The organism is Methanosphaera cuniculi (genome assembly GCF_003149675.1).
Lineage (GTDB): Archaea > Methanobacteriota > Methanobacteria > Methanobacteriales > Methanobacteriaceae > Methanosphaera > Methanosphaera cuniculi.
In genome coordinates this window covers 35,311-62,304 of the sequence record NZ_LWMS01000044.1, presented here as the reverse complement: position 1 = coordinate 62,304, position 26,994 = coordinate 35,311, and the positions used below count along the sequence as shown (strand labels likewise).

Genomic DNA, 26,994 nt, shown 5'->3' with positions numbered 1-26,994 from the left:
AAGTAAAATAAAAATTAAGGGATTAAAAAAAAAGAAGAGTGTTATATTAAAAAAAAAGATGGGTGGTTAGTTTTTAATTTTTAAACTATTTAAAGTATAATCAAATTGTTCTTGAGCAGTTGGAAATACACTTGTTGGTGCTTGACTTAGTATTCGGTAGTAATGTCCATTTGATTCTATCCATGTATCTACATATTGTGTGTAAGTTACTGTATATCTGAATTGATGTGCTGTTTTTCCATCTATAGTTAGTGTTGTACTATTATCAAGAATGAAACTTCCCGTATTTTCCATTACCTTATATAATGAGTCTGACTTGTATGCTTGATCTATTGTAAGATTATCTGGTATTTTATCCATACGAGTAATTTCTGTTTGTACAATTACAACATCTGTTGCATTTGTTGTACTTGTATTTAGTACTGTTCCATTAGCTGTTAGATCATCAATACTTCCATTATAGTAGCTGTATGCTGTTTTACTTGTTGGTGCTAGTGTTATTGATGATGGATGTCCTGATAGAAATGGTACAAGTAGTGCATCATCATATTGTCCTACAGTCCATGTACTGTTCATATCAAATGACATATCTGAATCTTCAAAGTGTTTTACATCTCCATTAAGTTGAAGATATGATGGTGTCATCATAAAAAATCCTGCAATTAGAATAATTGATGCTATAAATAGTAGTGGTAAAAATAGCTTATTTTTCATTTTTCATACCCATTTTTTTATCTCTTTTATATAAGTTATTATTTTTTGAATCCATAGTTACAATAAGAGGTCCGAATCTTTCAACATCTAACTCCCATATTGCTTCAGGCATTCCAAGATCTAACCAGTTTACAGATGATACTTCATTAATACTACTTACATATAATGCTGCACATCCTCCTACTGCTGTTAGAAATACTGCATTATCCTCAACTAATGCTTTTTGTGTTGCATCATCCATTCCACCTTTTCCTATAATTGCTTTTACACCCATATCTAGTACTTGTGGTTCATATGGATTCATTCTCATACTTGTTGTTGGACCTACTGCTATGACTTCATATTTACCATTATCATCTTCTCGTATAACAGGTCCTGCATGAAATATTGCAACACCATTTAGGTCAATTGGTGCACCTTCTTCAATTATTCTTTTATGTGCACTATCTCGAGCTGTATGTATTTTTCCTGTTATATAAACAACATCTCCAGCTTCAAGTTTGCTTATATCTTCATCTTTTAATGGTGTTTTGAGTTCATATTCCATTTAATATCCCCAGTTTTTTAAGTGTTTCAAAAAAAAAATTAGTGTTTTTTTCTTAATTTTATTATCGAAAAATCTGAAAAAAATTATAAAATAATTTATTTCTTAAAAAAACTTTTCAAATTACTATTATTAACTTATGTTTTTTATCATATATTAGTATTAATATATTATCAAAAATAATAGTAATTCAAAATAAAAAAAAAGAATAGTAACTATAAAAAAGGGGAGAAAATATTAGTTAGTTATAAAAAAAATAGTTGGAAGATTAAATAAACATCTTTTGAAGTAAACTTTTCTTATAGGTCTTCATAAGATCTATTTGCTTATTTGATAATTCAATTTTTTTATCAATACTACTTAATATGTTACTTATTTTTTCTTGTTCTTGAATTGTTGGTATTTTTATTTTTATTGATAACATGTCTTTTTTATTTAGTTTACTTCTACTTGTTCCATTGATATATTTTCGTATATCTTTATGAACTAGTGAATAATATAAAAATTATATAGGAATTGTAAAAGATGGTGCTTCTGTTGGAAGAATATTTTTATGTGATAAGAAGAGTTCTATTCTAGGAACATTATCATATTTACATCCAAAAAATGGATTTAATTTATATTTTTGTTATTATTTACTAAGTACTGTTCATTTTCAGAAATATGTTGTAGGTAGTACTATTCCTCACATTTACTTTAAAGATTATTCAAAAGAGAAAGTAAAGATTCCCACTTTAGAAAAACAAGAAAAAATTGGAAGTTTTCTAAGATGTATTGATAGAAAGATAAAATTATTAAATAAGCAAATAGACCTTATGAAGAATTATAAAAGTGGTTTACTTCAGAAAATGTTTATTTAATCTTTTTTTCATTCTCTTTTTTTTAAATGATCATATTTTTTATATAAAAGTTTTGATTAAGTAATTTTTATTATTAAGCAATAATTTTTTATTTATTATATTAACATAAATATATATAATATAACAAAATATTTTTAAATTCTTTTTTCGCACATAAGAAATCTATTATTTAAAATATTATATTTTTTAATATAGGGAAATCTGTAGGTTTTTTTTGTGTTTTTAGAATTAAGATTAAAAAGGAGAGTTATAAATGGCAATAAGTGATAGAGTAGTGAGCCTATCAAAGTATATGGTAACACTTCCTAAGACGAAAATATCAGTATTTATAATAATAATATTAAGTTTTCTTACAGGTGCTATTGCTGATTGTATAATTCCAGGAATTCCTTTAAATGAAATTGTATATTTATTTATTGCAGGAGGGGCTGGTGGGTTTTTCTTATTTGGTCTTCCTACTATAATTTCTGGTACTATTATACATAGTAGTGTTAATTCTCTTAAAAAACGACATATGAAGCTTAAACAGGCAATGTTTCTTGCTCTTGTTGGAATGTTTTTTGTATGTTTAATCTATATTATAGGAGTTATAATTTCAATATTTATACCTATACAAATTGATAGTGTACTTCTTCTTGCTACACTTTTCATCTTTGCAATTGAAGCTCTTATTTTATGGTCTACATCAAACATTAAGTATTATCAGGGTGTTTTAATTGCTGTAATACAACCACTTCTTATACTAAGTATGAATGTACTTGTAAATTATTTTGAAGTAGCAACAAGTGGAAGTATGGTTCTTGCATTATATACTAAGGCAATTGTAGGTGCTATTCTTCTTGCAATAGCAATATATGCATTTATAGCAATAATTCAATCACCTATAAAAAATAATCTTGGTGTTGGAGGACTTGAACTTTTAAGTTTATTCATAGCTCAAGTTAGTGAAGGATCTAATGCTCTTGAAACAGTATTTGATGAAATGGGAGAAGAAATTACAACATCTGTTGGAATAATAAGTTTTAAAACTATGGATGGAAACATAAAAGCAAACTATATTTCACCATGTATACATCCAGGTCCTGTTGGATCTATTGGTGGTGGAAATCTTCCAACTATAATTGCAAATAAGTTAGATGATTTTACAATTGTAGCTCATGGTGCAGCAACACATGATTTTAATCCTGTAGCACAAAAAGAACTTGATAAGATCGTAGAAAAAATAGATGAAGCACTCCCTAATATGCAATATAAGGATTCTGCTAGTAAGTTTCAAAGAGTAGAATATGAAGATGCTAAGATTGGTGTACAATTTTTTAATGATGGATGTTTAGAACTTACAACGTTTGCACCAAATCCTGGTGATGATATTGATTATGGTGTAGGTCTTTCATTAATGTATGAAACCAAGGCATTAACAGGTGTTCGTGATGTGATCTTTGTAGATTGTCATAACTGTCTTAATGGAAACTGGGAACGACTTCTTGCTGGACATAAACGTGTATATGAACTAGAACAAGCAGTAGCAAAGATACAAAAACCATCAATGCATCCTATACGTGTAGGTTGTTCATATGATCCAATTGATGAAATTGCAGTACGTGATGGAATTGGTGAAAGTGGTCTTAAAGTAATGATTACAGAGGTTGATAATCAGCTTATGCTTTACTTAGTTTATGATGGAAATAATATGAAACAACACTTCCGTGAAGAATTAATGGATGAAATACATGAAAAATATCCACAAATTGACATGATGGAAGTTATGACAACAGACACACACCTTGTAAATACAATATCAGGAGGAGGAGTAACAGTAGGAACACGTAGTAGTGACATTCTAATTGATAAAACATTACATCTTATTGGTGAAGCATTAGATGATCTATCAGATGTATTTGTTGCAACAGATACAGTTCATGTTAATCTTAAGACTTTTGGTCCTAATCATACAACAGAACTTGTTACTACAATAGCATCAGTTGTATCTGTAAGTAAACTTCTTGCTCCTGTTATATTTATAACAGCAATAATTCTTGTAACCATCTGGATTTTTTAAATCCAATTTTATTCTTTTTTTATTTTTTTTAAAGTTTATAAAGCTTTTATTTTTAGTATTATCTAAAAATAATAAGTATTATTTAGTACTTACTAACTAAAACTAATTCTTTTAATGATAAATGATTAATAACTAACAATTAAGCAAATTAAAAACTTAACCTTTAAATATAACTTTTATTAAAATATACTATTATAAAGATTTCTTTAAATTTTTTTTATTATAGAAATCTTTAAATAAATCAAAAAAAGTCGATACTATTAAAAAAAATATGTGCAAAAAAAGTATAGAAAAAATAAATATTGCAACAAATAAAATTCTAGGATCGAAAAATACAAAAGAATTCTTTTAAAATTGAAAAATTAATAGGTGAAATAAAATGTCTAAAACTTTAGAAAACTTAGCAGCATCATTTGTAACAGAAACATTAGCAAAAAACAGATATGAAATATATGCAAAAGTAGCAAAAAAAGAAGGATACCTTGAAATTTCTGATATATTCACAGAAACATCAAGAAACGAATTCTACCACGCAAAAGCATTATTTAAAATGATGAAAGAACTTGCACCAGAAATGGATCAAATAGAAACACCAGCAACAATACCATTAACATACGGATCAACAGTTGAAAACCTCAAAACAGCAATTGCAGGAGAACACGAAGAAGGACAAACACTCTATCCTGAACAAGCAAACACAGCAGATGAAGAAGGATACCCAGAAATTGCAGCAAGACTCAGAAACATCGGACTTGTAGAAGACCACCACGAAAAAAGATACCAAGCAGTACTCGACTTACTAGAAGATGGAAAATTCTTCAACAGAGACGAACCTGTAACATGGGTATGTAGAAACTGTGGATTTGTATATGAAGGAGAAGTACCTCCAACAAAATGTCCAATCTGTGAACACCCACAATCATACTTCGAAAGAGAACCAGACCTCTGGTAATCACAAAAAAAAGACCAACATAATACAAAAAATGAAAAAAACACCCCTCCTCTCCTCTTAACTTCCACATTTAAAAAAAATCTTTATTCTTTTTTAGCACAATAATTTTAAATAAAAAAAATTCAACAAATAATAGTATAGTATAAAAAAAAGAAAAAAGTAACCTAACCTCCAAACTTTTAATAAAAAATATAAAAGGATTGAATGAAAAATGGCAGATTTAGACGCAAATGTAATAGTAAAATGTAAAGGAACAGGAAATATCAACGAAGTACTAGTAGTAGGCGACGATGCAGATGTAGATAAACTTAACATCCTAGAAGCAAAAGTAGATGGAGAAGGAGAAGTAAAACACGTACCTGTAGTAAAATATGAAGATGACAGATACATTGTAAATGTAGGAGAAGTAGAACATCCAATGGAAGAAGAACACTACATAGCAATGATAGAACTCATCGCAGATGGACAAACCCACAGACAAACACTAAAACCTGGAGATAAACCAGAAGCAATCTTCATCATACCAGAAGCAGATGACGTAGTAGCACGTGAATACTGTACAATACACGGACTATGGAAAAAAGAATAAAAAACGAAATCAAATAAAAAAAAAACCCGAAAAAGGAGTGGGAATAAAATGATAATAAAAGCAAAAGCACCAAAACTAACAGATGACATATACTTTGTAGGAACACTAGACTGGGATAGACGTGAATACCACGGATACACACTAAATGGAACATCATACAATGCATTTTTAGTATTTTCAGATGATAATAAAGCAGTACTAATAGATAATGTATATCCTGAAAAAATGTACATAGCACAAATGTGGGGAAGAATCCAAGATGCATTTGAAGATAGAGGACTTGATGAAGTAAAAATAGACTACATCATACAAAACCACGTAGAAAAAGATCATAGTGGAGCTTTAACTGAAATACATCAAAAATTCCCAGATGCACCAATCTACTCAACAGATGTAGCAAAACCAGGACTAATCAAACACTACCCAGAACTAGCAGATGCAACATTCATCACTGTAGCAACTGGTGATTCACTAGAACTTGAAGGAAAAACATTCACATTCATGGATGCAAAAATGCTCCACTGGCCAGATAGTATGTTCACATTCCTAAATGAAGAAGGAATACTTTTCTCAAACGATGCATTCGGACAACACCTATGTAAACGTGAAAGATACGATTATGAAGTACCAGAATCAGAACTAATGGATGCAGCACAGAAATTCTATGCAAACCTCCTAACACCACTAACACCACTACTTAAAAACAAACTCAATGAAGTAGTAGAAATTGGACTTCTTGATAAAATCAAAACAATCGCACCATCACACGGACAAGTATGGACAGATCCAATGAAAATCATCGGAGCATACCTTGACTGGGCAAATGGAGTATGTAAAGTTGATCAAGCAACACTCATCTATGATACAATGCACTTTTCAACCGAATACATGGCACATGCAATAGCAGAAGGAATCATGTCAAAAGGTGTAGATGTAAAAATGCACTTTTTAAAAGAAGATGAAAGAAGTGAAATTGTAAAAGATGTACTTGAAAGTAAAGCAGTACTCATGGGTGTACCAACACTCTTTAACAAAGTATTCCCAAGTATTGCAGATGTATACTTATACATTGATGAACTACAATTTGACAGAACAGGTCTTAAAAGACTAGGTGCAACATTTGGTTCATATGGATGGAGTGGAAATGGACCTGCATGGTTAAATGGTAAAATGGAAGAAGCAGGATTTGACATGGTAGGAAACATGGAAGTAAACTATGTACCAGATGATGATGACTTAGCTGCATGCTTTGACTTTGGAGCAGAAATTGGTGAAAAAATAAAAGAATTATAAAACCTTTCTTTTATAAAAATTATCATTATACCAAAAAAAAAAGAACATATAACCTCCCCCATTCTTTTTTTTTTATTATTATTTTTTTTAACTCATATAAATCTAAATTTTTAATATAAAATTATAACATTTTTTTTTATCATTAAAAGTTTCATGATAAGTCTAATATTTTTTTTTATTAATTTTAAGATAAAATTATAATTTAAAGTATAAATTATAAAAAAATGAGCATTAATCTGGAAGCTAGAATTTAAATTACTAACTTTTCTTATTTAATTATAATACTATAAAAATTTTTTATCTTATATAAAATTGAAGTGAAATTATTTTTTCTAAAAAGTAGTTTATTTTAAATTATTATTATCAGCTTTTTATAAAAAAAAAATGAAAAGTGAGGAGGTGAGTTTTACTAATAAAAGAAGATTATTATTCTATTTTTCTTAGTAGTACGCTTGTATTGTTTGTGTTTCCTATAGGAAGTAGCATGACTTCTTTGTGGAATCCTCTTAGTTGTTTATCTGTTAGTGGTGCATATAGTATTGCTCGCATTCCACTATATGTTCTTACTAGTACTGGTGTTTTTGTTGTTACGCGTTCCCATACATTTGCAAATACTTTTTCTTTTGGTTCTGCAAATGCTGCAACCATTAGTATGTCAAAGTCTATGTCACTTATTTTTCTTTCATCTCCTACTATTATTTCAATTCCATCTGATAATCCTAGTTTGTCGATTACTTTTCTTGATAGTTCTGCTACATCTGGTTGTATTTCTATTCCTATACATTTACATCCAAATTTTTTTCTAAACATTATTAGTGTTAGAGGTAGTGGTCCGCTTCCAATAAATACGAATGTTTTGTCTTTGTTGAATTTTGCGAGTTTTGATTCGTTTTCAAGTAGTCCTTCGTATCTTTCATAAAAGTGGAATTTATTTAGTATTGCTTCAGGATCGTCTGCTTCTAGTATTTCTATTGCATTGTCTGTTTCTAGTCTTGCTCCTATGTATAGGTAGAATTTTCGTATTAGTTTTAATGCTTTGTTCATTCGTTCATTATCAAGTATGTGTTTTGCTGAGTCAAAGTCGATTGTTTTATCGTGTGCTATTACTTCTATGCGATCTAGTTGTTTTTTGATTTCTTCTAAGTCATATTCGTTTAGTTTGTCTATGTCGTTTATGTCTTCTACTCCATAGTTTTCTAGTTCTTCTGCGATTTCTTCGATTTCTGGCCAGTATTTATAGCAACTCATTGTTTATCACTTCTATATTTTTTTTTGTTAAGGTGTGGTGGTTATGATTTTTTTTCTTATTTGATTTGTATTAATTTTTTTTTGTTTTGTTGCTATTAAATCTATCTTTTATTATTAATAAAGTTATTACTTTTTTACTATTTTTAGTGGTAAAAGTATTACTTTTTTCAAATTATATATAAGTGAAAATTCAATTATCCTTAATTATTTCAATGAAGTTACGTGCTGCTTGTTGTGGATCTTCAGCTAGCATTATTGCTGATACTACTGATACTCCACTAAAGTTATAATCCTCCATTACTTGTTTTGTGTTATCTAGTTTTACTCCACCTATTGCAACGTGTGGTATTGTTATGTTTTGTTGTACTTTTTGTAGGTCTTCTTCTGGTATTTTCATACAGTCTGTTTTTGTTGGTGTTGGTCTGATTGCTCCTACTCCTAGATAGTCTGCTCCATCATTTTGTGCTGTTATTGCATAGATGTATTTTTCTGCACTTATTCCGATTATTTTATCAGGTCCTAGTATTTGGCGTGCTATTTTACATGGCATGTCATCTTGTCCTAGGTGAACTCCTGCTGCATCTACAGCTAGTGCTATATCAATTCTATCATTAATTATTAATGGTACTTCATATTTATCTGTAATTTCTTTAACCTTTACTGCAAGTTTATAGAAGTCCTTTGTTGTTGAGTCTTTTTCACGTAGTTGAAGTATAGTAACTCCACCTTTTAATGCTTCTTCAATTATTTTAAGAAATTCATCTTCTGTAAAATCAAACTGATCTGTTACTAGATATAATGTGTAATCTACTTGTTTTGACATTTTATTTTTCATCTCCTATTTTATAGTTCTTGTTTTTTGATTTTTGCATATGTTAATATTTTTTCCATATCCATATTGTAGAATTCATCCATTAGATATATTCCAAATGATCCTGTTCCTTGATTGTTTGCTATGGTTTGTTTTGCTGCTATTTCACCTGCTATATCCATAGTTAATGTTGCACATATTGCAGCATCTAGTGAGTTTGTTATTGCAGCATATCCTCCCATGATGGATGTTAACATACAACCTGCTCCTGTGATTTTAGATAGCATTTGATCACCATTATCAATTGTATATACATCATTTCCATCTGATATTATGTCAATAGGTCCTGATACTGCGATTGTTGTATCTAGTTTTTCTGCTATTTTCTTAATTAATATACTGTTTGATTTTAGTGTTTCAGGACTTATTATATCTGTTTCTGCTACATCTACTCCTTTTGCTTTGTTACATTCATCAAGTATTCCATATAACATTGCTACAGCTTTAATTTCAGATAAGTTTCCTCGTATTATGGTTGGTTTTACTTCTTTTATTATATCTATTGATGTTTGATTTCGTATTTCACTTACTCCAATTCCTACAGGATCTAGTATTATAGGAATATTGTTGTCTTTTGCTGTTTTTGCTGATTTTTGCATTGTTTTTATTTGTTCTTTAGTTAATGTTCCTATGTTTATCACAAGGGAGTTTGCTATTGATGTTATATCTGATGCTTCATCTGGTTCATTTGCCATTATTGGTGATGCTCCTATGGCAAGTAGTGTATTTGCACAGTCACGCACTGTCACCACATTTGTTATACAATGTATAAGCGGGCTTTTTTCTTTTATTTGTTTAAGATTTTCTGATATTTCATCTATTTTTATATTCATATTTTAGTAAACTCCTTATTTTTTTTATAATTTTTATATTTTTTTGAGGTATGTTAATATATTTGTTTTTTATCATTATTAATAATTATATTTAAAAATTTTTGAAAAAATAAAATAAAGTATATAAAGAGTATAATAAATCATGAAATTTATTTAAAAAAATAATGAAAAAAAATAAAGGGGGTGATGTAAAAATCTTCATCTACATATGTTTAATATTTGTATAATTTGAGATATTTTCATTAAATGTTGCAATATCAGATATATTAAGATCATGTATATCATCATGTCCTGTTATACGTGATATTGATTTAAGTTCTTCAAGTGTTACATTAAAGAAGTTAGTTAAACGTTTAGCTCCAATATCTACTTTAAATCTTTTACGTAGTTCTGGATCCTGTGTTGCAATTCCTATTGGACATGTACCTGAGCTACATGCACGATATTGTTGACATCCAATAGACATTAAAGATGCAGTTGCAAGAGCTACAGCATCAGCTCCCATTGCAAGTGCTTTTGCAATATCAGTTGAAACACGTAAACCTCCTGTAATTACTAGTGATTGATCCATACCATGTTCATCCATATATTTACGACTACGATAAAGAGCATATATAGTAGGTACACTAGTTGAATCTCGCATTAATTTTGGACTTGCACCTGTAGCACCACCACGTCCATCTATTGTTATATAATCACAACCTGAATAACTAATAAATTCAAGATCCTCTTCAATACGATTTGCTGCTATTTTAACTCCTATTGGTCTTCCATTTGATCTATCTCTAAGTTCATCTACAACATTTCTAAGATCTTCTCTTGATTGTATATTTGGAAATGTTGAAGGAGAAAGTATATCTTCACCTACAGGTTTACCACGTATTTTTGCTATTTGTTCTGTTACCTTAGATGCAGGAAGTAATCCACCCATTCCTGGTTTTGTTGCTTGTCCTATCTTAATTTCTATTGCATCTGATGTTTTAAGATTTTCTTCAGTTACACTATATTGATTTGGTACATATTCAAAGATATATTTGTATGATTCATCTTTTATCTGGGGAAGTACTCCTCCTTCTCCACTGCACATTGCTGTTTTTGCATCAGCACTTCCTTTTGCTAGTGCTTCTTTTGCTTCTTCGGATATTGCTCCAAATGACATATGTGATACAAATGCAGGATTTTCAATTACTAATGGTTTTTTAGCATTAGGACCTATGATTGTTGTTGTTTTAACTGGTGCATCTTCATCTAGTGGTAATGGATTTAGTTGATTTCCAAGTATTAGTATATCATCCCATGAAGGCATTGGAAAATCTGTAGCCATTGCAGATATTACACTTACTGGATATTCACTAAGATCATGTATTAAGTCCATATATCTTATACCAGGTTCATTTTTTTCATATTTTTCAGGAAATGAAAGCATTGAATTTGAGTTTTCTTCTTTTTTATCATCTTGTGTTTTTTTAGTTTCTTTTACATCTACTTCTTCTTTTTCTTCAAAGTCTGTTATTTCATTTCCATTTTCATCTATTGGTATAAATGATGCTGTTGAAAGACCACACACAGGACAATTTTTCATACTTCGTAGTGGTGCTCCTTCTTTTTCTTCATCATATATGTATCCACAGTTTGGACATTGATATCTCATTTTTAATCACCTATACTTTTTTTTTATTCTTATTTAATTTCTCTTTTATAATAAAAAAAAATAACATATGCTAGTTTATTAGTATATTAAACTAAGATTTATTTTTTTTTAAGTATTATCCTAGTATTTGTATAAGGTAATATTAAAAAGTTTTATTTATTAAATTATATTAACTAAATAAATATTAATTAAAAACTATAAAAAATAAGTATAATTAGTTAAACTACTAACAAAAAAATAAGGACATATCATAATTAATGGGGATTAAGAAGTAAAATGTTTGAGGGAATACGAGAAGATATACAAACTGTTTTTTCAAATGATCCAGCTGCAAAAAGTACAGTAGAAGTAATTCTATGTTATCCTGGACTTCATGCTATATGGTTTCATAAAATAGCACACTGGTTCTGGGTACGTGGACATAAACTTGCAGGAAGATTTATCTCCCATATAAATCGATTCTTCACAGGAATAGAAATACATCCTGGTGCAACAATAGGAAGACGATTTTTCATAGATCATGGAATGGGAGTAGTAATTGGAGAAACAACAATTGTAGGAGATGATGTACTACTATATAAAGGAGTAGTACTTGGTGGAACAAGTCTTGAAAATAAAAAAAGACATCCAACAATAGGAAATAACGTAGTAGTAGGAACAAATGCAATAGTACTAGGAGATATAGAAATAGGTGAAAACTGTAAAATCGGGGCAGGATCTGTAGTAACAAAACCAGCACCACCAAATTCTACAATAGTAGGAATACCAGGAAAAACACTAGAATCACTACGTAAAGATAAAAATAATAATCATGACCTTGAACATGGAAAAATACCAGATCCAATTACAGATATACTAACAACACTCATCCTACGTCAAGAAAAACTAGAAAAAGTAGTATTTGATGATGAAGAAGATGAGGTTAAAAAAACATCAGTAGCATACAAGGAATTACGTGATTTAAAACAAGCAACAATTAAAAAAATAAAACGAGAAGATATAAAAAAATAAACTCCTTCTCCTTTTTCATTTTATACTTCTATTTTTTTTTCATTATTTTTTTTTATTAACTTTCTCTTTTTTTTTATTTAAAATTTATATTAATACTCATACTACCATCATCTGATTTTATCCATTTAACCTCTGTATTATAATACCACCAATTATTTTTAACAACTGTATATCTATAGTTAGGCTTATTTGCAAATGATATACTGCATGGAACTTCAACACCAACCCAACGTCTTGAATTATTATTTAGTGTAATGTATGTTGAAATATAATTTCTTGATCCATTTTGTGTGTATGATAAATTTAGCCTTGAAGGTGTTTTTATTGCAATATTTTTAGATGTTCCATATTCTGATGAATATACCATATTTATATTACTTGAAAGTTCATTAAGCATAGCTTTAGTTTGCATAGTAGTTTTAATATCATCTACTGTATCAATTTCATCACATAAAAATGGAAGTACAACTGTTGTAATTATAATTATTGACATGAAAAATATCAGCATATATTCAAGTGTTATTTGTCCTTTATTATTCATAGTATAGCACCTATTATTGTTGTTATAATATTTCCAAATAGAATTGTTAATATTACACCTACTTGTATAAATGGTGCAAAACAAATGGTTTTTTTAATTGGAACATGTGTTATATAATTTTCATCTTCTAGTTTTTTAAGTAATGTTATATCTTTTTCTTCTAAGCCATAGATATTATTTTTAAGAACTATATTTCCAGATTCATAATTATTGTTAAATGTGTATTTATGTTGTGTATTTATAAGAGGTTGTGCAAGAAGCATTCCTTCAGATAAGTTATTTATTGTGTAATTTTTAGTTAAAATTACATCTAGTAGTTTGTGTTTCATTATGTATATGAAAGTTGTGATAAACTCCAGTATTAAAAATGTTATTATGTATGATTTTAATAGTTGTGGTGTTATTGTTATTATTACAATTAGTGTTGTTATTGTCATAATTTTGGTGTGTTTTTTTGGTATTTTCTTATTTACAATATATAATATTATGCAAATTAGGGCATATTTTATAATTGTATCTATATGAAGCATGCTTAAAATTATATTTATTATAAATAATATGTTTAAATTAAAAAGTGTTTCATAAATATTAAATGATTCTTTTAATTTACCTATTAAATGTGGCTTGTTTTTAATTATTTCATATACTACAATTATACATAAAATTGGAAGAGTTGAAAGTAAATTACTTACAGTACTGTTAGGTTTTACTCTTGTTTTGACATAACTTTATACATTCTAAGTAATACTCATAAATACTAAAAATTATAAAAACAATAAATATGTTAGATAGTAAAGATTGTCAATATGTTGACTTTAAAATAAAAGGTAACTTGATAGAAGAACTACGAAATACAAATAAATATCTAAAAGAAATAGCTGAAGCACTCCATGAATTAAAAAAAGAAAATTAAAAAAAAAGTGGGGAGGAGAAGATAAAACATATAATTTATTGGACGTATTCCCCATTACTATCTTCTTCGATAATATCATCCTTACGTGGACGATTAAATTTATTTCTAATTTTATTTATAAATACTTCAAAATCTAATTTTAAATCCATAACTAACCAAATCCTATCTATTTTTTAGTAATTAATCCAATACTAGGCTGACCACCAGGGGTATTACTGATATATGATTGAAAAGTACTAAAACTTCTATTTTCAATATATCCCTTATAAGAACTACCTGTACGTGTACCAAGACTATTAAGTACTTGAACATTCTGTGTTTTAGTGTTAATACTATGTATTGTTTCATAATGACCATACCGGTTACGATAAAGATTATGTACAATACAATCACAATTACTATTATTAATACGTCTTCCTAATTCCTTAAATCTTGCACTAGTAGTATTACCAAGATCTGAAAAATTTAACCATTTTATTTCTATATTAGTTCCTTTTTTACTATTCACTTTTTTTATTGCCGTATTAATTCCACCATGACTTGTCCCTGCTGTTGTTGTACCAGCCCATGCAGCAAGTGTACTTTCACTATAATCTGTTATACCAAACTTACGTAGTACTTGATGTAATGAATGAACACCACAATAATATGGTGTACACTGTCCTAACCTGTTACATCCTTGACTTGTATAATGTGGAGTACTTGAAAAATAAGTAATTATTGTATTAGTTGATGGTTTATTTGTAGTTGTATTTGGTTGAGTTATTTGTGTTTTATTAATGTATACAAATTTTGGTTCTCTTCCATTTTCTTTAATATATGTATCATATCTTTTTTTGATATCTTGATATTTCGTATTTGTTATATATTCATATTTTGTAGTATAATTAATGTAACATATAACTGGTTCTTGTCCATGTTGTTTAAAGAAATTATCATATCGTGTCATCATATTCTTCCAAATATCAAGATCTATTGTTTGACTTGTACCACTTATATCACGTCCATTAATTCCACTTACTTTACATGTAAGAGGTCCAAATATTCCATCAACTACTAGTCCACCTACTGCTTTTTGTAGTTTCTTTATTGCACTTACTGTATAATCTCCACAACTACCATCTATTTTTCCATCATAATACCCTCGGAATGTAAGATACGTTTGTAATTCCTTAACATCGTTTCCTTTACTTTCCTTTCTTATATTTATTTTATTACAATCTAACAACCCTAAAATCCCCTTTTATTTTTTTTTAATTTAATTTACATCTATTAACTTCAGCATACAAGTCCACATATCCTGCACCATAACAATATTTTGTTTTAGTAAATGGACATGCTTTAAGATCCTTACTACGATGAGGACACTTACTAAAATCATCCTTAAATTTACATGGCTTACTTGCTTCATTACTTGCATAATCATGTGTATTATTTGTCCGATAAACATCATCACGCATATTAACAGTAGCATAACTTGCACCAGCATATGCTTTACATTCCTCAAATTTACATGAATGAATAATACATCTTTGAGTTCCATCCATCATGAAATTTAATAAATTTATATCAGAAATATCTAATGTATCTGAATCTATATTCACATCAACTGGAACTTTAAACGTTTTTTTAACACTTCCACATTCCACAGTGAAACTACATTCACCCTGTGTAATATAAGGAGAAATCATAACACGAGAATAATATACAGGTCTATTATTTGCTTTTCCATCTGAATCATAAGTTGCATTTATTTCTTTTACACTTAATGTTTTAGTTTGATATGTAGAACTTTTTTTACGTGAAAGTTTTAATGAATTCGATTTTAAATTAACAATAGGCGTTTGCCCTGCTGGATATTTCTTATTACTATCCTTTTCAATATACTTAATTACAAATGTAATAAATTCTCTATTATCCTTAGGATCTGTACTTATATAAATATTCTTTTCATCCCCCGTATCTACTAGCGGATTTCCTTTACTATCCTCAAAACTAAATTCTAAATCAAAATCAGGTGTTACAACTGGTGATGAAGTTGTACTTGTATTATTTTTAACATAAACTATTCTCATCTGAAGAAAAGCAATTCTAGGCATAATCCACCCATGATCACCACCACGAGTTCCAGTACATTGATATACAAATCCAAAATTAGTACTATTCACAAGTTCAGGTGTGAGTTGTACACCCCATTTTTCAGGCGTTCCTCCTCCAGTTGTATCTCTCCATGATCTTAATGGCCATTTAGGATGAATACTTATATCTTTTCCTACACCAAAATCTGTAGTACTTGCTGTAGTTTTTAATTTTAATAATTTGGTTTGTACTCCTTCATTCCATCCATTTCCACATTTAGTACATGTACGTACATATACTTCTTTAATTGTTGCATCTTTAGGTATATTAAATCCAAAATTATTTACATACACTACAGGACCATGATAATCTTTTTTTACTCCACCATCTGTTGGAATATATGCACTAGAACTTGTATTTGCTACCTTGATTGCTTTAAGATTATTAAATTCATAACACCCAAAATTAGGATTAATTACATCCCATCGACTATCTTGTGATACAGTGGCGGGTGATTTCCAACCCGTGTCTATAGGTGTATTTGTTGGTGTTGCTGTATTAATTCCACAAGTTATACATGTTATAGGACCAAATACTCCATCTACTGCAAGGTTTTTATATTTTTTTTGTAGGTTTTTTATTGCATTTACTGTGTATTTTTCACATTTTCCATCTATACTTCCTGTATATAATTTTTTTTCTGATAGATAGGTTTGTAATGTTTTTACATCTTCTCCAATACTTCCTTTTCTTATATTTACTGTTTTACAATCAATAGCCATTTAATCAAGTCTCCTATAACTGATTGCTCCACCATATCCTTCACTCATATTTGCACTGCATTTATAAAACTTACAATCATGTACATAGAGACCACCATGATAAGCATATATAGCTCCACCATGCTTTGCCGTACATACTTTAAAATCACAATCACTAGTTTCTAGTACTCCAAATTCATATGTACCATCAAATTTTTTACGACTTTTAACAAGAATAGCCCCACCCATTCCTTGATAGTGTGTTACTTGTCTACAATCACATTCATGTAATTCTAAATTATGCAAAGTTAATCTAGTATTAGGAGGAACTATAAATAAACGTCCACATTTACTTCCATTAAGTACTGTTTTACGATTACTTCCACCTCTTATTTCTATATCTGTGCCCTCTGGTAGTGTGATTGTTTTATTTAAGGTATATATTTTATTAGCATCTAATCTATAAATTGTTTTTTCCTCTGATGGATCAGTGTGTGTTATCATACGATCTAATTTATCTACATTATCTAATAATATTTCATCATTAGTGTTTGCTTCTCCATTATAAATATCTATTGTTGGCGTGTCGTTGAATTTATAATCTAGTTGTATTTCAGGATATATTACACATCCTTCTTTAAATTTGTTTGTTGGAAGTTCAATATAGAATAGTTCTTCATCTGTTTTTAAGTCTTTAGTCTTATCTGCTTTTTTTAATGTTCCTTTTAATGTATGTATATTAGGTGCATTTAAATTATTATATCCCTTTTCATCTACATCTTCACCTAATGGAATTGCACTTATTTCTACTCCATCTTGAGTATATGGTACAGCATATGTTAATGTATAATGAATAGTACGATGTGTTGTTAATTGTTCTGATAATTTTACATAAATCCGTCTATTTGTTGCTGTTGCATTACTATTTAACATGTATCCTATTTTATCAATGATTAATTCTAATTTATCTGTATAAATTTTTTTATCAAAGTTTTCAATGTCCATATTGTAACGTGCATAATATCCATCATATATCATTCCAAGATTACATGTATCTTTCCAACAATTCATTTCATATAACATGTATTGACAAGCATTATAATCATCTAATGTTAATTCTGATCCTAATTTTCTTGGTAATAATAACATAAAAATCTATTCCTCATCTTCTTCAACGTTATATTCTTGTTCATATTCACTAGTAATATATTCTCCTACAGGTGGAGCAAAATCACATGTGAAAGGTCTTTCCATTGTTTCACGTATTGTAGGATCAAATGTTGCATATATTTCAGTTTCTGCTTGATCATGGCATACAATAGCATTATGAAATTTGCCCTCTGTTGGTATTGTTTGATCTTCAGGTGAATATATTAAATTTCCATTTTCATCTATGTCACTTACGTATTTTCTTTTATTACTACTTTCAAGATGGTTAAATAAAAGTAAAGGTATTACTTTTACTGGTGTTTTTGCTCTGTTGATTTCATCACGTACATTTACTTTTGTAAAATGTGCATAGTAATCATTATGTCCTTGTAATTGTATTACACCACCTTTAGGTTCAATAAATTCACATAAGACTTTAAATTCATCATCAAATTTATTTCTAAAATAAGTCATATTTTTCATTTCCAAAAATTTACTTTTTTTTAACTCCACTGTGTATTTGTATACTTAAACCAGGGCCAATTTGTACCTGTAAATGCCCCGGTCTTACTATCAAATATTGCAAGATTTCCCGGCATTGCTAATTCTTTTTTAGTCCATGGATCATAAGTATTAGTACCACTACGCTTACCATAATAACGTATTAAATTATATCCATCTGGTTGTGCAAACATATAAGGTTTTGAACGATATCCTACATGCCCTGTTGATGTTCTTTCACGTCCTCTATGTGGTGTTGCACTAATATTATGATTTATTCCAAAGTGTGGATAATAATACAAAGCATATGTATATGCTTGATTTCCCCATTTTTCACCAAAAACAGGTAGTGTATTCGGTTTTTGTAGCATATTACATGTTGCACCATTAAAACTTCCACGTTCTCCCACATAACATAATAATTTAGCCCAAGCATGGTTTTTTGTGTATACAGTGCTGTACACTTTGATGTGACTTTTATTGTTCTTATAAGTAGTTGCACCATTATATATTTCAAGTACCTTAGGTTCAGGGTTAACTAATTTATTTGCTTCATTTGTAACAAATAAACAATTTGTAATATTTGTATTACCACATACACATATTTCATTACCAAAATTGTTATAGAAGTAACATGAATCAATAATATTTTTAAAATGCTTACTTTCTTTCTTAGTTCTTTCATTTACTACATTAAATATACTTGATCCTTTATTATTAAGTGATGGGTGCATGTTATTAAGGAAGTAACAATAATAGCAACGTAAATCTGTATTTTCATACATATAAATAGCATTGTTTCCATTCTTAAATTTAAGTCCTACTAAGTGTACTTGAACTTTTCCATCTGGACTATTTCCACCACGTATACTAAGTATACTATTAGTATTGTTTTGATTAGTTCCACGTCCAATAAGTGTAGCCCAATTTTTCCCCTGTACCCCACAAAGAGTCATATCACGATTAATTACAACACGATCTGTACTCATATCATAATCTTTTGCTTTTATCATTATAAAATCAGTTGCATTTTCATCTTTACATGTGTCTATAATATCTTTTGGTGTATCTGCATAATACCAATCTAATTTTATAGTTTTCTTTGCACTTGATTGTGGAAATTCTCCTTGATCCGGTATTGTTACACTTAGTTCAGCTGTATCTCCATAGTAGTGTCTAAAGTTAATTCTTCCACTTATTTGACCTTTTTCATCAATTGTACAACTACATGTTTGACTTGTTCCAGCAAATTTAACCGTTATACTTGCTGTTAATCCTTTTATTTCATTTACTCTGTCAGGATCAATTACTCCTAGTTTATTTTCAAGACCACAGTTAATAGTAAATAAATGTTTTTCACCTTTATAAACACGTCCAATATTATCTAGATCCACACCAATTTTACAATCTTGATATTTATTTACTTTTACTATTTGTGTAGCAGTTAATAGTGTATTATTTACTCCTACTTCTTTAAATGCTGTTAATTTCACATAGTAATCGCCAGGCTTTTTAACTTTACTATATGTAATATTATACTCACCCTTATTGTTTGAAAGATCTTCTTGTTTTAATAATCCACCATTGATTATATTTCCATTAACATCACATGGTTCTAATTTTATATTACAATTGGAGCATGGTGTAAGACTATCATATGTATCTACACTAGTTGTACCACTTATATAGACATGTCCTTTATGTTTAACATTTTGACTACATGGATCACTGTAATATGATTCATTATTAATAATAATACAATTATCATCAATACTTCTACTATCTGCTTTTTGTGTCATATGAAAACATACACGTAAGTCTGCTTGGTCAAGATTATGACTATCAATATTTATTTCAAGTATGTTAGGATCTTCAGAATCTTTAGTTACTACCACTCCTTGATGTGGTTCATCTGGTCTCATACTATGACTTATACGATATTTTCCATCCCATAATGTGTTACGCACATCAAAACGATATACATAATGACTACCCTTATTTATAATGTTTACAAGTAAAAAATCATATCTTATATCAATTACATTAGTTGTTATTTTAGAATAACCTGGATTATTTGAATCATAACGCCCAAATTTAGGATGTTGTCTTAATAATTCTGCAGTATCAAAACAATACCACATATCAAATTCTTTATTATTATAAATGATTTGATTAATATGTTCTACGTGTGCAGGGTTATTTTCTAGCATTACCATTTTTTATCTACTTCCATCCTTGTTGATATATCTGTATTATATGATTCCATATCAGACTATTTTTAAGAAATTTTTCACCTGATGTGTTACGTGGAATAGCTGCATATTGTGCTGAAGTATATGTGTTTATGCTTGAAAGTTGACCACGTATATTGCTATTTATTCCTTTAATACTCCATAGCATTAATCCTCTATTTTTACAGTATCTTACTGTTAATTTTTGATCCATACTATTTAGAATTCTTTGTCTATATTCATTATCTGTTTCACCAGATACCCGGGGCATACTATGATCTTCCCCTATTTTATCTAGATATTTTCCTGTAGCTGTTAGTAAAAATCTATTTTGTACACTAATATCTATGTATTCGTTAAAGTTATCAAGACTTTTACCTATTACTGGATCAAATATTTTAGATACTTGATTATCCTTATCTTTTAATCCTGTTTCGGGATGTAATCTATTTACTATTGTTTTCCATCTTACAGACATTTCTTTTATACACCACCTTAAATTATCCATCATTTCAACTTTCTTTATTGAATATTTTTGTTAGAGGTTGTAATCATGTTAATAAAACCTTACAAATCCCCTAACATAATATCCTCCTTTAATTTTTTAGTTTCCTCTTTCAGTAGGTGGAACAGTACCTATAGATTCGAATAAAATATCAGGACTATTACTATCTTGACTACTATTCTTCATAGAATCAAGATAAGCTACATAATTTACTGGAACAGTAAGGGTTCTAAAACGTCTTTCTCCCCACTGTGCAGATGGTTTTCCATCTTTAGTAGCTTTACGATAAGTAAAACCCATACTATCAGTCCATACCCAATCCGTTTCATTTCCAAGTTGTTCCCACTTAGCATTTTCAGGATAAGTAGTACGATAATTAATATTAAGAATATTTACTACTTGTTCAATACCTGGCACGCGTTCAAGCACATCAATAAGTCCATACATACGTACAGCCTCACCAATACCTAAACCGGGATAAATCATTCCACCATATGTTCCACCATCAAAATATGTACGAAGAGCTTTCATAATTTCATCAGTATCTATATTACTTAAACTTGTATATGCTTCAATTTTAAAATAAAGACGTCTACAATTACAAGCAGATACATGAAAACTATGTCCAATAACAAGATTATCTTGATTTGTAAAATAATTTGTAACCTTAAAAAGCATATCTTCATCTGCTGATTCATAATCTACAGGTTTATTCGTATTATTAGTACTATCATTATTATTAATCTTAGTTTTATTACTTGAATTAATATAACATACACGTGTACATGCTGTGCAACGTTTACCACCTACAAGATGATCTGTTACATCCTTAGGATTAATAAAAGCTACATCATGAATACCCTCTATATTTTCAAGTGCATTAGTATAACTTTGAACTGTACCAAATGCTTCACTTTTCATAGCTTCAAGAATACGTTGTCTAAAATGCTCATCTGTCTCAGCATTACGCCCTCCAGTAAAAGCAGTTTTATTAGTAACTTGTAAATCACCACGAACTTGACTCATATTCTTAAATGCTGTAAGTCTTCCAGTTTCACAATTATAATCAAGACCTTCAAGAACACTAATAGCAGGCACATCTACTTCAAGTTCACCCGCTTTAATATCCATACTACTAGTTGTATAATATTCATTACCCGTTTTACGGTCAAGTACCATTAATCCTTGAGGAATAGTATAATCAACTGTAATAGGTCCACTTTTAAAACTAAAATTTAAATATCCTGTAGATTGTGCAGATGGTGAACGTGTAAGATGAAATTCACATCCTTTCATATCAAGATAATATCCTACAGCTGTTTTTACAAATGCTTGTCTACAACTCACATCATCCTGGTAATATAAATCATAAATTTCTACTGCAATACTTTCAAGTAATGTTCTCATTTCACTTCCATCGGCAAGATCACAAACTTCAGTTAAATCTTCACCATATCGTTCTTTATAGAACATTATCATACGTTCAATTATACTACTTCGTGTTACTTCTGTGTTATCTAATCTTATAAATGACACTTTTTAACAATCCTCCAAATTATTTAGTTATTAAAGTATATATTTGCATGTCCACTAGGATAAGGTGCTTTTTGATCATTAAGACTTATCACACTTGTTTTTGAACGATTAATCATAGCTACTACTTGACAATTCTTATTTGTTACAGCATTAACAAAATTTTTTACACGTCCATTATACCATGTTTTAATATTGTCACTTGTAACTTCACTACTTTTATATTGTCCAGTAGTCATGCTTGAATCAATTGTAGGATTAAGTAATATAAAATTATAAAGACTTTGAAGTGTCTCCACATCAACCCCTTGTCTTCCTTTATTAGTTGCAATATCTTTATAAGGTGTTAAAGCATATACTCCAAGTTTCAAATTAGGATTAATTTCTTTAATAGCATTTACAAATGTAGTATGTATAGCATTAGCTTCAGTTACATAATTACTATTTGTTGATACATTATTTGCAGGTCTTACACCAGCTATTATTACTCCTGTTAATCCATCAATTTGAGCAATACGTTTTAGTTGTGCTACTAATGTTTCATCACGATTTGTACTTCGTGATAATTGAGTAAATCCAGGATCTATGAAATTATCAAATTGATCCCCTGCTGCATTGAAATTATAACAAACTACAAAAGCATATATATTTGGTTTGTAATCTGAGCTTGATTTTTTAAGTTCACATAACTTTTTAAGTCCTGGTATCCGTGAATCAAATCCATTATTTTCTCCAATTAATACAACTATTTCTTTACTATTATTTGCTTTGTATAAGTCATTAAATTGAGTGCTTGCATTTCCCTCTGTCACTGCTTTTAGAATATTACTTCCAGTTATATACTTTTCAACTACCGGCGTAGTAGTTGGAGTTTCTTCTTGTTTTGGAGGTTCTTTAACAGTTATACTTATTCCACCTATACGAGATTCATATATATCATAATTAGGAACACGTGCTGTTATATTATAAGTTCCACTTTCATCAAATTTATATTTCCAAGTATATTTACCAGATCCACTTTGATTATCACATAATGTTATACTTTTACCCGATGGAGTTGTTAAAGCTGCACTAAGAAGATTATTTATTAATGAACCTTCATATAAAACTTGTACTGTAACATTACGTGTATCTCCTTTAGTTATTTCACTTGCTGGATCAACTGTTATTGATATTGTAGGTTGTTTTCGTACAGTTACATTTAAACTAGTTTCAATAGGATAATAATAAGCATCCCCATTATATCTTATATTAATTGTTTTTGTTTTTCCCCGTACACTACTAAAATCAATTATTTTACTTTCACCAATATTTCCATTCCAACTAGCATTATCTACAGTATATGTTATCGTTCCTGTTGGTGTAGGACTAAGAGTACTTGGATATTCATGTCTTACATAACAATCACCAGCATTCATAATAGTAGGAGCAATAAATGTTAAATGAGGATCTTCTTTGATCCATAATACTTTATAAATAATTGCCTGTGCACTATTATAATATGAATCATTTGGTGGTTCATATTGTAGATAAAGATTATAATCCACTCCACTTTTAATATATTTTGCTGTTAGTTGTACTTTTTGTTGTGTACCATCTTCAATGTTAAATGATGGAAGATAATATTTACTGTTTCCATCAATGGTTGCAATATAAGCGTGTATTCGTCCACGTTTAGCACTACAATTTATATTATATTCATATGTATATGTTTGAGGATTATTTTTATTGTTATAAATGTATTTTTTATAATTACTTATTCCTAATGTTACATCATTATATATTCGTATTTTTGCCGTGTTTGATTTTACTCCACCATCAACACTATTTGTTGTTATATAATATCCTACTTCATCGGCCCTATTTCCTTGAGAATTTATTGCTGCTTGATCCACATATGACTTAGGTATATCAAAAGTTATAGTTTTATCAGTTTTTTGAGAAGTTGTACCAACATTAATTGTTTCTCCCGATGTTTTTAGTAGTGTTACAGTTACAGGTTTAGTGAGTACATCACTACATGTTGCTTGAATATGAGCTGTTTCTCCATATGTTATTCGTACATCACTACAATTAATACCACTAGGTATAGTAAAAGTTCCATCAGTGCTTAATTCAGTGGTTAAGGTATATTCATTTTCAAAAAATTTAAATGTTACAGTTGCATTGCCTGCTATTAAATTATTTGGTGAGAATGTGTAACTTATTTCTTCATTCTGTGGGTTATCCACATTTTTTACTGTGTATGTTTGTTTTGAAGTAGAATATACTGTTTTATTTGTTCCATTAATGTTTTGTGAGACTAGTATTTGATATTCTAATGTATTATTTAATGGTTTTAAATCTCCTAATGTACATTTAGCAATTATAGGTTTTCCTACTTGTAAATTAGAAGTTTCCTTTGGTGTAATTGTTACATTACCTTTGACTTTATGTCTATAAAATAATTCCCTTGTTATAACATTATCTTGCACATTTTTCTTATTTGTATGAGTTCCTTTAATTTGTAAAGTATACTTATTTTCACTATATTTTGATGTATTTGTAAAATTATAAGTACATTCTCCATTTGCATCAGTTTTGAGTGTTTGATTGTCTATTAGCACCCCTTTCTGATTTATAATTTTACTATTTGCATTCATATTGTTCATTACTGTTGCTGTACCCTTTTTGAGATATTGTTGTGTGAATTGTATATTATTATCTGCATCTATTCTTAGTATTGTTGATGGTTTGATTTCCATATCCCAAAATTGCATATTAAATCCATTTGTATTTGTTATAGCTAAACTAGGATTCATTATAATTCTATTTGTATCAGTATTTTTTTCTCCAGGATATCTTATATATACATAGTATGTATTTGGGTTTAATTCAACATTATCAATAGTTTTATAAGCATTTTCTTTTATTGTATATGTTGTATGTATTTCTCCATTTGCATCAGTTGTTATTGTTATTTCATTACTTTTTTGTGAATCATTATTTGGATAATTTGGGTCTTTATGATTTGACATAAGTCCTATGTATACAGTTCTTCCACTTAATGGTAATTGTCTAGTATTTCCATAATTATCTGTAATGGTCTGACTTTGATCTTCAAGTACTGCATCTATGTTAATTGTTTCACCAGGCTTATATATATTGTTAAAATTATCATTTAAATAAGTTATATTACTTATATGTGGTGTTGTTATGTCTATTCTTTTATCATTTACTACATGTTCTTGTCCTTTGTTATCTGAGCATTTAAAAGTATAAGTATGATATATTCCTTCTTGTTCTACTTCAGCTTTATCTAATAGTAAATCATACATGTAACATTTCTTTGTTGGATCTTCGGGGTCTATTTCTTTTGTTAATTGTAATGTTTCTATAAATGTTCCACTTGTATTATAATAATCAATATAATAATACCCTGGTTCACGATCTGTAAGTGTTCCTCTTGTTACATCATGTACTACTAATCTTATGACTAATTTTTCTTGTTCATTAATTATACGATTTGCAAGTTGATATACTTTAAAATTATATACATTATTTATATCAATTACTCCAATTGCTTTAGTTCCCATATATTTTCCATTTTGTATATATCTTGCTTCTATGAATTGTGTTCCAGCATTCATACATGTGTATTCACCATCCAGGTCTTCATCATCTGGCTCTTCTCTGAATGATTGTGTTATATTAGCTGTTGCTTTTCCATTATGGACAATCCCACGTCCTAATATTTTACTGATTCCTGTATTATATGAATCATAAGTTTCTCCTTCATATAATAAATTTAATTGATACTCCCATATTAATGGAAAATTAATTCCTTGACTATTTTTATTTACATGCCCTACTTGTACATTTTCCCATCTATAAACCCCTTCTATAGATGTTCCTGCACGTGGTAATGTTATTTTAGGAAAGTTTATAGGTGCATATTCACTTGGATCTATTTGAAATATTATATCTTTTGATTGTGGATCATCTGATTCTATATCTGCATATACTGTTAAGTAGTTTTCACGTGGACTTACTCCTATATATGCTTTATTTATTTTTATATACAATTTTCTTTTCACCTCAAAATAAAAAAAAGTATAAATTATGAAAAAAATAAATCAAATTTTTATAATTCCATAATTTTCTATTTTTTTTGTTC

General features: G+C 29.0%; 23 protein-coding genes and 1 pseudogene. 7 read left to right on the top strand and 17 right to left on the bottom strand.

Features of this window, described 5'->3' with window-relative positions:
• Positions 1-66: 66 nt before the first annotated feature.
• The 3 genes and pseudogenes from MSCUN_RS06555 to MSCUN_RS06545 all read right to left on the bottom strand — a co-directional run.
• Complete coding sequence (locus tag MSCUN_RS06555) at positions 67-714, bottom strand: hypothetical protein (RefSeq protein WP_095608038.1); 648 nt, start codon at positions 712-714, stop codon at positions 67-69.
• Positions 704-1,261 (bottom strand): FumA C-terminus/TtdB family hydratase beta subunit, encoded by a 558-nt coding sequence (locus tag MSCUN_RS06550; protein WP_095608037.1) that lies wholly within the window; start codon positions 1,259-1,261, stop codon positions 704-706. Before MSCUN_RS06550 ends, MSCUN_RS06555 begins: the two co-directional genes overlap by 11 nt.
• A 265-nt stretch (positions 1,262-1,526) precedes the next feature.
• Positions 1,527-1,751: pseudogene (locus MSCUN_RS06545) on the bottom strand (restriction endonuclease subunit S); the annotation flags it as partial.
• A gap of 16 nt (positions 1,752-1,767) precedes the next feature.
• On the opposite strand from MSCUN_RS06545, the gene MSCUN_RS08500 reads away from it, so the two are divergent.
• The 5 genes from MSCUN_RS08500 to MSCUN_RS06520 all read left to right on the top strand — a co-directional run bounded on the left by MSCUN_RS08500 (position 1,768) and on the right by MSCUN_RS06520 (position 7,011).
• The gene (locus MSCUN_RS08500; protein ID WP_095608059.1) at positions 1,768-2,118 is read left to right on the top strand and encodes a restriction endonuclease subunit S; all 351 of its coding nucleotides are present in this window, start codon (positions 1,768-1,770) and stop codon (positions 2,116-2,118) included.
• 253 nt (positions 2,119-2,371) lie between these two features.
• The gene (locus MSCUN_RS06535; RefSeq protein ID WP_095608035.1) at positions 2,372-4,177 is read left to right on the top strand and encodes a DUF2070 family protein; all 1,806 of its coding nucleotides are present in this window, start codon (positions 2,372-2,374) and stop codon (positions 4,175-4,177) included.
• A gap of 379 nt (positions 4,178-4,556) precedes the next feature.
• Positions 4,557-5,129 (top strand): rubrerythrin, encoded by a 573-nt coding sequence (gene rbr, locus MSCUN_RS06530; RefSeq protein WP_095608034.1) that lies wholly within the window; start codon positions 4,557-4,559, stop codon positions 5,127-5,129.
• Between the two features lie 211 nt (positions 5,130-5,340).
• Positions 5,341-5,718 carry a desulfoferrodoxin family protein gene (locus tag MSCUN_RS06525; RefSeq protein WP_095608033.1) on the top strand — a complete coding sequence of 126 codons (378 nt, stop codon included), beginning with the start codon at positions 5,341-5,343 and terminating at the stop codon, positions 5,716-5,718.
• Between the two features lie 54 nt (positions 5,719-5,772).
• A complete protein-coding gene (locus MSCUN_RS06520) occupies positions 5,773-7,011 on the top strand; it encodes an FprA family A-type flavoprotein (protein WP_095608058.1) in 1,239 nt (412 codons plus the stop codon).
• Between the two features lie 426 nt (positions 7,012-7,437).
• Here the strand turns inward: MSCUN_RS06520 and MSCUN_RS06515 are convergent, their stop codons facing one another.
• From MSCUN_RS06515 to MSCUN_RS06500, 4 genes are all read right to left on the bottom strand, one after another.
• Positions 7,438-8,259, bottom strand: coding sequence for a nicotianamine synthase family protein (locus MSCUN_RS06515; RefSeq protein WP_095608032.1), 822 nt, complete (start codon positions 8,257-8,259; stop codon positions 7,438-7,440).
• Between the two features lie 190 nt (positions 8,260-8,449).
• Complete coding sequence (thiE, locus tag MSCUN_RS06510) at positions 8,450-9,082, bottom strand: thiamine phosphate synthase (RefSeq protein WP_095608031.1); 633 nt, start codon at positions 9,080-9,082, stop codon at positions 8,450-8,452.
• A gap of 20 nt (positions 9,083-9,102) precedes the next feature.
• Positions 9,103-9,963: a hydroxyethylthiazole kinase gene (gene thiM, locus MSCUN_RS06505; protein ID WP_095608030.1), complete on the bottom strand. Its 861-nt coding sequence runs from the start codon at positions 9,961-9,963 to the stop codon at positions 9,103-9,105.
• Between the two features lie 202 nt (positions 9,964-10,165).
• Positions 10,166-11,614, bottom strand: a complete 1,449-nt coding sequence (locus MSCUN_RS06500; RefSeq protein WP_095608029.1) for a glutamate synthase-related protein — start codon at positions 11,612-11,614, stop codon at positions 10,166-10,168.
• Positions 11,615-11,890: 276 nt separating this feature from the next.
• Between MSCUN_RS06500 and cysE the strand changes: the two genes are divergently transcribed.
• Positions 11,891-12,625 (top strand): serine O-acetyltransferase, encoded by a 735-nt coding sequence (cysE, locus tag MSCUN_RS06495; RefSeq protein ID WP_180738327.1) that lies wholly within the window; start codon positions 11,891-11,893, stop codon positions 12,623-12,625.
• Positions 12,626-12,698: 73 nt separating this feature from the next.
• Here cysE and MSCUN_RS06490 read toward each other — a convergent pair whose 3' ends face one another.
• Positions 12,699-13,166: a hypothetical protein gene (locus MSCUN_RS06490; RefSeq protein ID WP_095608028.1), complete on the bottom strand. Its 468-nt coding sequence runs from the start codon at positions 13,164-13,166 to the stop codon at positions 12,699-12,701.
• A complete protein-coding gene (locus tag MSCUN_RS06485) occupies positions 13,163-13,603 on the bottom strand; it encodes a hypothetical protein (protein WP_095608027.1) in 441 nt (146 codons plus the stop codon). The genes MSCUN_RS06490 and MSCUN_RS06485 overlap by 4 nt, the downstream gene beginning before the upstream one ends.
• Positions 13,604-13,947: 344 nt before the next feature.
• On the opposite strand from MSCUN_RS06485, the gene MSCUN_RS08460 reads away from it, so the two are divergent.
• Positions 13,948-14,079 carry a hypothetical protein gene (locus MSCUN_RS08460; RefSeq protein ID WP_275542257.1) on the top strand — a complete coding sequence of 44 codons (132 nt, stop codon included), beginning with the start codon at positions 13,948-13,950 and terminating at the stop codon, positions 14,077-14,079.
• Positions 14,080-14,245: 166 nt separating this feature from the next.
• Here MSCUN_RS08460 and MSCUN_RS06480 read toward each other — a convergent pair whose 3' ends face one another.
• The 8 genes from MSCUN_RS06480 to MSCUN_RS06445 form a co-directional block, all read right to left on the bottom strand.
• Positions 14,246-15,307 (bottom strand): peptidoglycan-binding protein, encoded by a 1,062-nt coding sequence (locus MSCUN_RS06480; protein ID WP_170104103.1) that lies wholly within the window; start codon positions 15,305-15,307, stop codon positions 14,246-14,248.
• A gap of 25 nt (positions 15,308-15,332) precedes the next feature.
• Positions 15,333-16,940 (bottom strand): peptidoglycan-binding domain-containing protein, encoded by a 1,608-nt coding sequence (locus MSCUN_RS06475; RefSeq protein ID WP_095608025.1) that lies wholly within the window; start codon positions 16,938-16,940, stop codon positions 15,333-15,335.
• Positions 16,941-18,068: a hypothetical protein gene (locus tag MSCUN_RS06470; RefSeq protein ID WP_095608024.1), complete on the bottom strand. Its 1,128-nt coding sequence runs from the start codon at positions 18,066-18,068 to the stop codon at positions 16,941-16,943.
• A gap of 6 nt (positions 18,069-18,074) precedes the next feature.
• Positions 18,075-18,542 carry a hypothetical protein gene (locus tag MSCUN_RS06465; protein ID WP_095608023.1) on the bottom strand — a complete coding sequence of 156 codons (468 nt, stop codon included), beginning with the start codon at positions 18,540-18,542 and terminating at the stop codon, positions 18,075-18,077.
• 29 nt (positions 18,543-18,571) lie between these two features.
• Complete coding sequence (locus MSCUN_RS06460; protein WP_095608022.1) at positions 18,572-20,785, bottom strand: hypothetical protein; 2,214 nt, start codon at positions 20,783-20,785, stop codon at positions 18,572-18,574.
• 7 nt (positions 20,786-20,792) lie between these two features.
• Entirely contained in the window at positions 20,793-21,278 is a 486-nt protein-coding gene (locus MSCUN_RS06455) for a hypothetical protein (RefSeq protein WP_095608021.1), read from the bottom strand.
• A gap of 126 nt (positions 21,279-21,404) precedes the next feature.
• A complete protein-coding gene (locus MSCUN_RS06450) occupies positions 21,405-22,841 on the bottom strand; it encodes a baseplate J/gp47 family protein (RefSeq protein ID WP_095608020.1) in 1,437 nt (478 codons plus the stop codon).
• A 23-nt stretch (positions 22,842-22,864) separates the two neighbouring features.
• Positions 22,865-26,902, bottom strand: a complete 4,038-nt coding sequence (locus tag MSCUN_RS06445; protein ID WP_095608019.1) for a COG1470 family protein — start codon at positions 26,900-26,902, stop codon at positions 22,865-22,867.
• Positions 26,903-26,994 lie beyond the last annotated feature (92 nt).